Annotated in this window: 6 protein-coding genes and 1 pseudogene; 3 read left to right on the plus strand and 4 right to left on the minus strand. The window is 72.3% G+C overall.

Features of this window, described 5'->3' with window-relative positions; translation table 11 throughout:
• Window positions 1-1,062 (minus strand): DEAD/DEAH box helicase (locus I0C86_RS36315; RefSeq protein ID WP_196205837.1); only part of this gene is annotated, 1,062 nt, incomplete at its 3' end.
• 196 nt (window positions 1,063-1,258) lie between these two features.
• Between I0C86_RS36315 and I0C86_RS36320 the strand changes: the two genes are divergently transcribed.
• Window positions 1,259-3,967 (plus strand): type 1 periplasmic-binding domain-containing protein, encoded by a 2,709-nt coding sequence (locus tag I0C86_RS36320; protein ID WP_323374062.1) that lies wholly within the window; start codon window positions 1,259-1,261, stop codon window positions 3,965-3,967.
• A gap of 16 nt (window positions 3,968-3,983) precedes the next feature.
• Here the strand turns inward: I0C86_RS36320 and I0C86_RS36325 are convergent, their stop codons facing one another.
• Window positions 3,984-5,846 carry a BTAD domain-containing putative transcriptional regulator gene (locus I0C86_RS36325; RefSeq protein WP_196205838.1) on the minus strand — a complete coding sequence of 621 codons (1,863 nt, stop codon included), beginning with the start codon at window positions 5,844-5,846 and terminating at the stop codon, window positions 3,984-3,986.
• 175 nt (window positions 5,847-6,021) lie between these two features.
• Between I0C86_RS36325 and I0C86_RS36330 the strand changes: the two genes are divergently transcribed.
• On the plus strand, window positions 6,022-6,822 hold the full coding sequence (locus tag I0C86_RS36330) for a hypothetical protein (RefSeq protein ID WP_196205839.1): 801 nt from the start codon (window positions 6,022-6,024) through the stop codon (window positions 6,820-6,822).
• A 79-nt stretch (window positions 6,823-6,901) separates the two neighbouring features.
• Here I0C86_RS36330 and I0C86_RS36335 read toward each other — a convergent pair.
• Window positions 6,902-7,131 (minus strand): annotated as a pseudogene (locus I0C86_RS36335) (SDR family oxidoreductase); the annotation flags it as partial.
• Window positions 7,132-7,731, minus strand: coding sequence for a TetR/AcrR family transcriptional regulator (locus I0C86_RS36340; RefSeq protein WP_196205840.1), 600 nt, complete (start codon window positions 7,729-7,731; stop codon window positions 7,132-7,134). It lies immediately after the preceding pseudogene.
• A 94-nt stretch (window positions 7,732-7,825) separates the two neighbouring features.
• Between I0C86_RS36340 and I0C86_RS36345 the strand changes: the two genes are divergently transcribed.
• On the plus strand, window positions 7,826-9,301 hold the full coding sequence (locus I0C86_RS36345; RefSeq protein ID WP_323374063.1) for a DHA2 family efflux MFS transporter permease subunit: 1,476 nt from the start codon (window positions 7,826-7,828) through the stop codon (window positions 9,299-9,301).
• Window positions 9,302-9,413: the final 112 nt, after the last annotated feature.

Here is a 9,413-nt window from a genome sequence, read left to right on the forward strand (position 1 = left end):
AGAGACAGGGTAGTAGGCGATCGGCGACGGCGGTGCGCCCAGGTGCACCACGAATCCCAGGTCGGGCTTGTCGAATCCCATGCCCAGCGCCGACGTCGCCACCAGGGCCTTCAGCTTGTTGTCGAGCAGGTCCTGCTCGGCCGCACGGCGGTCGGCGTCGTCGGCCTGACCGGTGTACGACGCGACCGGGTAGCCGCGGGCCCGCAGGAACTCGGCGGTCTCGGCGGCCGCGGCGACGGTCAGGGTGTAGATGATCCCGGACCCGGGAAGCCGATCGAGGTGGTCGGCGAGCCAGCCGAGCCGGTACACCGGACTCGGCAGGTCGAGTACGGCCAGCCGCAGCGACTCCCGGTCCAGCGGCCCACGCAGCACCAACGCGTCGCCGAGCTGCTCCGCCACGTCATCTGTGACCCGACTGTTGGCGGTGGCGGTCGTGGCCAGCACCGGCGTACCGGCCGGCAGCCCCGCCAGGAAGGTACGCAGCCGGCGGTAGTCGGGACGGAAGTCGTGTCCCCAGTCGGAGACGCAGTGCGCCTCGTCCACCACCAGCAGCCCGGTGGTGGCCGCCAGCCTGGGCAGCACCCCGTCCCGGAAGTCGGGGTTGTTGAGCCGCTCCGGACTGATCAGCAGTACGTCGACCGCCCCGCTCTCGATCTCCGCGGCGATCTCGTCCCACTCGTCCGAGTTCGCGGAGTTGATGGTGCGGGCCCGGATGCCGGCCCGCGCGGCCGCCTCGACCTGGTTGCGCATCAGCGCGAGCAGCGGCGAGACGATCACCGTCGGGCCGGCCGCCGCAGCCTGCCCGGCGCCCGCCACCTGCCCGGCGCCCGCAACCTGCCCGGCGGAGCCGCCCGGAGTCTGGCGCAGCAGCGCGGTCGCGACGAAGTAGACCGCCGACTTCCCCCACCCCGTGCGCTGCACGCAGAGCACCCGACGCTGGTCGACCACCAGCGCCTCGATGGCCCGCCACTGGTCGTCCCGGAGCCGGGCATGCTCGCCGGCCAGCCGGCGCAGCACCGCCTCCGCCCGCTCCCGCACCAGTTCCCGATCCCCGTCCGCCATCCGGTCCCCGCCTCCACCCACGCCTACGCCCACACCTCGATCGTGCTCCATCGCCGGGCCGGGCCCGCCGTCGGCCCGTCACCCACCCCCGGCATTTCTACCAGCGACCACCGACCTGCCTCGCGGGCTCGCCCTTGTCCGCCCCCACGACACTGTGGTCATCTTGTGCCACGCACAGCGACCGACGGAGGTGCGCGTGAGGGGACTGACGGCGCAGAACCAGCCGACGTCGGGTCGGGAACGGCTGCCGTCCGGCGGATCGGAATTCCTCGGACTGCTGGCCCGGCTGCTGCGTCGACCCCGGCGGGGAGACCGCCGGCTGCCGCTGATCTGGCTGGTCCGGGCGGATCGCGCCCCGGATCTGATCGCCCTGCTACGCCGGGTGCTGGGACGCGGCCAGCGACGCCGGATCCCGCACGCGGCGCTCGACCTGGCGGCCCGGCCCGGCGTGGACATCGGCACGCTGCTGCGGGACGTGCACCGGCAACTCTCGGTGGAGGCGTTCGGCGGTGAACGCCTGCGGTTCCGGCACTACCCGCTCGCCGACTGGCTGCTGCACCACAGCCTCGCGGACCCGGCCGACACGGCCGAGCCCGGCGAGGCGGGCGAGGACCGACGGCCGACCCTGGCCCGACAGCTCCGGGACCGGCGCGGGCCACGACCGGCCGGCGACCCCGCCGGTGGCGGCAACGGCGACCCCGACCTGGTCTCCAGCGCGTACCAGTTCGTGTTCTGGCTGGTCCGCCGGGCAATTCCCAGTGTCGTCTTCCGGGTCGCGATCTCCGGTCGGGTGCCGCTGCTCGGGCCCCACTACCGGTGGTTCATGCGCCAGCAGTACCTCGCGCCCCGGCAGTCGGTGACCTTCCTCGGCTTCGCCGAGCGGCTCACCGCCGGCTGGCGGGACGGCGAGCAACCGGACCAGGTGAACAAGCTGCTGGTGCACGCGTTCCTGGAGGACCTTCGGCAGGCGTACCGCCGCCGGATCTGGCGACCCACGAGCTGGCGCCGGACGGCGTACCCGGTGCTGCTGCTGGACAACGTGACGCCGGCCGGGCCGGGCCACACCCTCGTCCGGCTGGTCAACGACGTCCGCAACGAAACGGGGCGCAACGATCCGCTGCTGGTGGTCGCGTCCGGCACCGGACCGCCGCCGGAACTGCCCGAGCCGTACCCGCTGGTCGACGCCGAGGAGGCGTACGACGAGTGGGTCGACGTGCTGCCGGAGACGCGGCGGCTGCGCCGACCCGCCGCGTGGCTGATCGCGCTGCTGCTGGGCGACCCGAACGCCGGTTCGGAGCCGAGGGGCGGGCTGCTCAACTTCACCCCGCCGAACCCGCCCTGGTGGACCCGCCGCTTCCTGCCCGCCGCGCTGTGCCTGCTGCTGCTCGTCGCGGCCGGGGCGTGGGTGACCGCCCGGTGGGACCCGAGCTGCCATCCCCGGCCGTTCGACGGTGCGGTCTCGGTCGAACTGATCGGCGGCGAGTGCGTCGGCTACAGCGACACCGCCGGCCACGTCTTCAACCGCGACCCGGGCCAGCACCGGCTCCGCGACGTCCAGCGGCGGATCTTCGAGCAGAACGCCGCCGCCGAGCAGGTCTGGCAGCGCAGCGCCCAGCGCCGGCCCCTGGTCACCCTCGTCTACCTCGGCACCCTCACCGGCAACCGGACCCGGGCCGACGAGGAGTCGTACGTCTCCGAACGGGAGGAGTTGGAGGGCATGGCGACCGCGCAGTACGCGCTGCTGCGGGAGTCGGCCGGAGCGGACGGCGCCGCGCTGCTCCGGGTCGTCGTCGCCAACGGCGGCCGTCAGATGCGGTACGCCGGACGCGCGGTGGCGATGCTCGAGGAACTGGTCCGGGACGACCCGACCGTGCTCGGGGTCGTCGGCCTGGTGGACAGCCGCACCACGACCGCGCACGCGCTCCGCGAACTCAACCGGATCGGGCTGCCGACACTCGCACCGACGCTCTCCGCGGACGGGATGCACCAGAACTCCAAGCTGTACCTACAGATCTCCGCCCCGAACCAGGACCAGGTCGCGTTGATCGACGAGTACGCCCGCCAGGTCCTGCGGGTCGACGACGCGCACGTCTACTACACCACCGGGGAGGACAGCTCCCTGGACGAGGACCTGTACGTCGGCACGCTGGTCAGCGGGCTGCGGCAGCGTTTCGGCGCCCGGCTCACCCGGGTCGAGGAGTGGCGGATCGGCCAGCGGCTGACCCAGGAGTGCGGCTACTCCGGCCTGCTGGTCTTCGCCGGCCGCTGGTCCGAGTTCGACGGGTTCCTCCGGGGGCTCAAGGAGTGCGGGCCCAATCCCCCGGGCAACCTGGTCGGCGACGACTCGGTCAACCGGTACATGGCCAATCCGGGGCTCCGGGCGAGCGCACCCGGCAACCTCCCGGTGACGTACGTGTCGAAGGCCGCCCTGGCCACCTGTGCCGCCCTGCGTACCGCCCGCGACCGACGCGACGACGTACGCGGCAGCTTCCTCTCCTGGATTCAGGCCGCCGACCTGCTCAACCCGCCTCGGTGCCGGGGCGACGAGGGCGGCGTTCCGGTCGGCGAGCGGGTGAGCCTCGCCTACGACGCCGCCACGATGGTGGTACGCGCGGTCGAGAGTCTCGCCGCCCGGCTGCGGCACGCCAGTCCACGGGAGACCTGGAATCCCCGGGCGGTCAATCCCGTCGGCGTACACACCGAGGTGCTGCGGCAGAACGCGGAGAAGGGCTATCCCGGGGTCAGCGGACTGATCCGGTTCGCACCCGACTCGGGCGAGCCGGTGGCCAAGCGGATCTCGCTGGTCCGGGTGGCCCAGGTGACCGACGTCGGCACCGAGCCGGTCGAGGTCTTCGGATGCGGTACGGCCGCCGACGGGGCCGACCGGCGCTGCCGGCCGGCGTGACCTGCCGAGGGATCCGTCAGCCGGGGCCGGCCCGTCCGGTCGGAAAGGCCGGCGGGGTCGACTGCCCGAACGGCGGGGTCGACTGCCCGAACGGCGGCCCGGAACCGGACGGCGGCAGGAAGAGCAGGATGTCCCGGAGGAAGTCCGCCACGTCCATCGGCAGCAGGCACCGGGCGACCAGTTCCTCCAGCGAGGCGTACGGTCCGCGCAGCCAGCGATCCAGCACGATCTGTCGGCCCTGCTCGGCGGGAAGTCCGGGCAACCCGACGATCACCTGCTCGCCGACCGAGTTGATGTCGACCAGTCCACCGTCGTCGAAGCCGTTCGGCAGATCCGGTCGCCCGATCCGGAGATCCGCCCGCGCGGTCGGATAGTGGTAGAGCAGGTACCTGGCCTGCTCCCGCCGTACCCGTTGGTCGGCGCCGACCCGCTCGGCGGGCGCGACCAGTCGACCGCCGAACATGGCCAGCACGGCCCGGTTGATCAGGATCACGTGCACGGCGCCACCCAGCCAGCCCAGCAGCAATCCGGCGAAGATCCCGGCGGTCTCGGCGTCGGTCGGCAACGCCTCGGGATCCGGGTCCATGCTGCCCAGCGCGACGCAGAAGACGACCGCCACCGCCAGATAGCCGACGCCGGACGCCCCGAGCAGCCAACTGCGGCGCCGTACCGCGTAGCTGAACATGACCAGCCAGGTGAAACTGCCCAGGCTGAGGACGACGCTCAACACCGCGAGCACGGTGCCGAGGTGGCTCACCCACAGTGGCCAGGCGCGGCGCTGCCCGTGGGCGGTGGTGAGGGGCGGAAGCGGGAACGGCGGACCGCTGCCGAGGGGCGGAACGCCGCCCGACATCGGCACCGGCACCGGCACGACGGCCTCGGGCCCCGGCACCGGCACCGGCACGACGACCTCGGGCCCCGGCACCGGCACCGGCACCGGCACGACGGCCTCGGGCCCCGGCACCGGCACCGGCACGCCGACCTCGGGTTCCGGCACACCCGGTGCCGGCACGACGGCCTCAGGATTCGACACGCCCGGCACCGGCACGACGGCTTCGGGTTCCGGCCCGGGCTGCGCCGGCACGACGACCTCCGGTTCCGGACCGGACCGCGCCGGAAGTGTCAGCGTCGGATCGGACCGCAGGATCCGGCGGTGCAGTTCCTGGAGCTGCTCACCGGGCTCCAGGCCATGCTCGTCGCGCAGCAGTGACCGGATCTCCCGGAACGAGGTGAGGGCCTCCGCCTGCCGTCCGGCCCGGTAGAGCGCAAGCATCAGCAGATAACGCAGCCGCTCCCGGACCGGGAACCGCGCCACCAACCGGCCCAGTTCCCCGACCAACTCCTGGTGGCGCCCGAGTTCCAACTCCAACTCGGCCCAGGTCTCCAGCGCTGCGGTCCGCATGTCGACGAGCCGGTGCCGGGCCGAGTCGAAGAACGATCCCACCAGCCCTTCCAACGGATCGCCCCGCCAGAGGTCGAGTGCGGCCCGTAGTTCGTCCACCGCCTCGGCCGACCGTCCCTCCGCCCGGGCCACCTGGGCCCGCCGGGTCCGCTGTTCGAAGCGCAGCAGGTCGAGTTCGTCGGTACCGACCCGCAGCAGGTAACCGGCGTCCGTCAGGCTCAGCACCTGACCGGGCGTCCGCGGAGACCGATCCGGTTCCAGGACCCGGCGCAGTCCGGCCACGTACTTCTGCACCACGTTCGGCCCGTTCGCGGGTGGATCCTCGGCCCATACGGCGTCGACGATCCGCGTCGTCGGCACCGGACGTCCCGCGTGCAGCAACAGGACCGTCAGTACCGCCCGCTGTTTGCCGGGCCCGAGATCCAACTCCTGGCTGTCCTGCCAGGCCCGCTGCGGTCCGAGAATTTCGAAACGCACCGTCCCCACCATGCGCTCCTCACCCCCGGACATCCCTTCGGACCAGCGCACGGCAGTCCGACGGCAGCATAACGGCAGTCGGCCATGAGCGGGCCGCAGCGGACTGTCAGCGAAGCCGCAGTAGCGCTGTGCAGCATTGCCGGCGGCAACAGCGAACACCCTGGAAGGGACAGCGATGAGAAGAGATACCGGCACGGCGCGGTGGGCCCGGCGGATGACCGGCCCGATGGCCGCACTGCTCGGCGCGACCGTCATGCTGGGCGGCTGCGGCGCGGTGAAGGAGGGAGTGGCCGAGGTCACGGCCAAGCAGACGCTGCTGGGGTCCGTGCCGGACGGGTCGGAGGGGCCGTTCCGGTTCACCGGCAAGGACGTCACGACCGACGTCTCCGGCTCGGTGGATCCGGCGGCGAAAGCGCTGGACCTGAAGACGTCGATCAAAGATCCGGAGCACGGCTTCAGCACGCACATCACGTTCCGGGTCATCGGCGACGAGGCCTGGACGAAGATCTCCTTCACCGAGACGAAGGGCCTCACCGGGCTGCCGAAGCTGCCGAAGAAATGGTTGAAGCTCGACCCTTCGAAGTTCACCGACGCCGACGGCATGCCGAAGTACGACGGCGCCGACCAGGGCAACGCGGGTCCGCTGATCGAGGCGGCCACCACCGTCAACGACGACGGGGCGGGTAAGTACTCCGGCACCATCGACCTCACCTCCGGCGAGGCGGCGAAGGTGCTCGAGGCGGACCAGATGACCGCACTCGGGGACGCGGCGAAGCAGGTCCCGTTCACCGCCGTCGTCGGCGCCGACAAGAACCTGGCGTCGCTCACCCTCGCCGTACCGGCGGCCGGGTCCGCCAAGGCGTTCAGCTACATCGTGAAGTACCAGGACTACGGCAGCGCACCGAAGGTGACCGCACCCACGGCGGCGCAGGCACAGAACGCGCCGGCAGTGGCGTACGAGTTGCTCAACGGCTGATCCTCGCGGATCGACCGGGCCGGGTGGGGCCACACGGGGGCGCCCTCACCCGGCCCGACGCCGTCTCCGGCCCCTCGGCTCAGCGGCCGAACACCGACCCGCCGTTGACCCCGAGCACCTGCCCGGTGACGTACCCGGCCGCCGGGCTGGCCGGATATCTGATCGCCGCCGCGATCTCGGCGGGTTCGCCGGCCCGGCCCGCCAGGGTCGCGTCGACTTCGCCGCCGAGTACGGGCCACCGCCACCCCGCTGCGCGGCGATCGAACTCAACAGGATCACCCGCCCACCCGGGCGCCGCAGTGCCGACCGCTACCCGCCGGCCCGGCCCTGCGGCTGTGCGGCCCCGCCGTCCTCGGGTTCGGATTCCGGCTTGTAGATCGTCTCGGCGATCTCCGACATCCACGGTTCGGGCACCACCGCGTCCGGCCCGATGACGCGGATCGACGACAGCACCGTGAGCAGCATCCCGGTGGCCAGGAATTCGCGGGTCTCCTCGGCGGTCGCGCCGGTCAGCTCCCGAACCAACTGGTAGATCCGGCCGTAGCAGACGCGTACGGCGGAGCCGATCGTCGGCTCGGAGCTGGCCGCGTACCCGTGCAGCAGCACGGCGAGCAGGTCACGCTCGGCCAGCAGTTCGTCGTAGGCGGTGCCCAGGCTCGCCAGGTCCGCCTGCCGTTCTGCCGCGCGCCGGAACACCTGCTCGATGCGGCCGGCGGCGTGCTCGACCGTGGCGATGAACAGCCGTTGCTTCGAGCCGAACAGCCGGATCACGTACGGCTGCGAGACGCCGGCCAGCCGGGCCACGTCGTCGGTGCTGGTGCCGGCGTAGCCGGCGGTGGCGAACGCCCTGACCGCGGCGGCCACCAGTTGTTCGCCGCGCTCGCTGGCGGTCAGCCGGGTCCTGGTCATCGGCGCTCCTTCGGTCGGACGTTGACATGTTATCAGTCGATAGCTAGGTTGAGGGAGCGCTAGTTATCAGTCGATAACAACAAGGAGTCTCCCCGTGTCCAGTGCAGCCGTCGCCGAGAATGCCGCCCCGCCCACTCCCGACCCACCCGGCCGACCCGACGGATCCGTTCGATCCGACGGACCCGACCGACCCGGTCGGCCCCTGGCCGCCGTGCTCGTCGCCGTCGGCGTACCGATGTTCATGGTCACCCTGGACAACCTCGTGGTGACCACGGCACTGCCGGTGATCAGGACAGAACTCGGCGCGTCCCTGACCGACCTGCAATGGTTCGTCAACGCCTACACGCTGCCGTTTGCCGCGCTGCTGCTCACCGCCGCCGCGCTCGGCGACCGGATCGGCCGCCGCCGGCTCTTCCTCGCCGGCATCGGGCTGTTCACGCTGGCCTCCGCCGCCTGCGCACTCGCCACCGAACCGTGGATGCTCACCGCCGCCCGGGCGGTCCAGGGAGCCGCCGGAGCGGCCGTGATGCCGCTGTCGCTCACCCTGCTCGCCGCCGCCGTCCCCGAGCGGCTCCGCAACGCCGCCATCGGAATCTGGGGCGGAATCAGCGGCCTCGGCGTCGCGGTCGGGCCACTGGTCGGCGGGGCGGTGGTCGAGGGCCTGGACTGGACCTGGATCTTCTGGCTGAACGCACCCGTCGGACTGATCGCCATCGGGTTGGCCGCGTTCACCCTGCGCGAGTCACGTGGCCCGTCGTCCCGGCTCGACCCGGCCGGCCTGGCCCTCTCCACGGCCGGCGTGCTGGCCCTGGTCTGGGGTGTCGTGCACGGCGAGGAGCACGGCTGGACCTCGACCCGGGTACTGGCGGCACTGGCCGGCGGCACCGCACTGATCTGCGCCTTCCTCTGGTGGGAGCGGCGCGCTCCGGCCCCGATGCTGCCGCTGCGGCTGTTCCGTTCCCGCACCTTCAGCCTCGTCAACGCGGTGGCGTTCACGTTCTCCGTCGGCGTCTTCGGCTCGGTGTTCCTGCTCGCCCAGTTCTTCCAGGTGGCGCAGGGCCTGAGTCCGCTGGAGGCCGGCGTACGCACGATGCCGTGGACGATGGCGCCGATGGTGGTCGCCCCACTGGCCGGACTCCTGGTGGGCAGGCTCGGCGTCCGCAACCTGATCGTCGCCGGCCAGGGCGTCCTTGCCGTCGCACTCGGCTGGCTCGCCCTGGTCAGTACGGCCGACGTCGCCTACGGTGTGCTCGCCGTACCGCTGGCGCTGGCCGGCATCGGGATGGGACTGACCTTCGCCCCGATCAGCACCGCGACCATGGCCAGCGTGCCGGCACCCGCCCGGGGCGTCGCCTCCGGCACCAACAACTCGATCCGGGAACTCGGCGTGGCCGTCGGAGTCGCCGTACTCGCCTCGGTCTTCGCCGCCAACGGCGGGTACGGCACCCGCGTGTCCTTCGTGGACGGCCTGATGCCGGCGGTCGCGGTGGGCGCGGCCGTGGTCGCCGTCGGCGCCGTACTCGCCCTCTGGCTCCCGCGCGACACCACCACTCCCAACCCCGTCACCTGACCGCACTGCCCAAGCCCACCCCTCCGGATGATCAGGGAGCGTCCGGCCGGACGCTCCCTGATCATCCGGAGGGGTGGGCTTGGGCAGTGCGGTCAGGTGACGGGGTTGGGAG

Origin of the sequence: Plantactinospora alkalitolerans (assembly GCF_015690345.1) — a bacterium.
Lineage (GTDB): Bacteria > Actinomycetota > Actinomycetes > Mycobacteriales > Micromonosporaceae > Plantactinospora > Plantactinospora alkalitolerans.

Coding starts and splice junctions, on each gene's coding strand:
- I0C86_RS36330 (WP_196205839.1), top strand. CDS start 6,022: ATGAGAAGAGATACCGGCACGGCGCGGTGGGCCCGGCGGATGACCGGC.
- I0C86_RS36340 (WP_196205840.1), bottom strand. CDS start 7,731: ATGACCAGGACCCGGCTGACCGCCAGCGAGCGCGGCGAACAACTGGTG.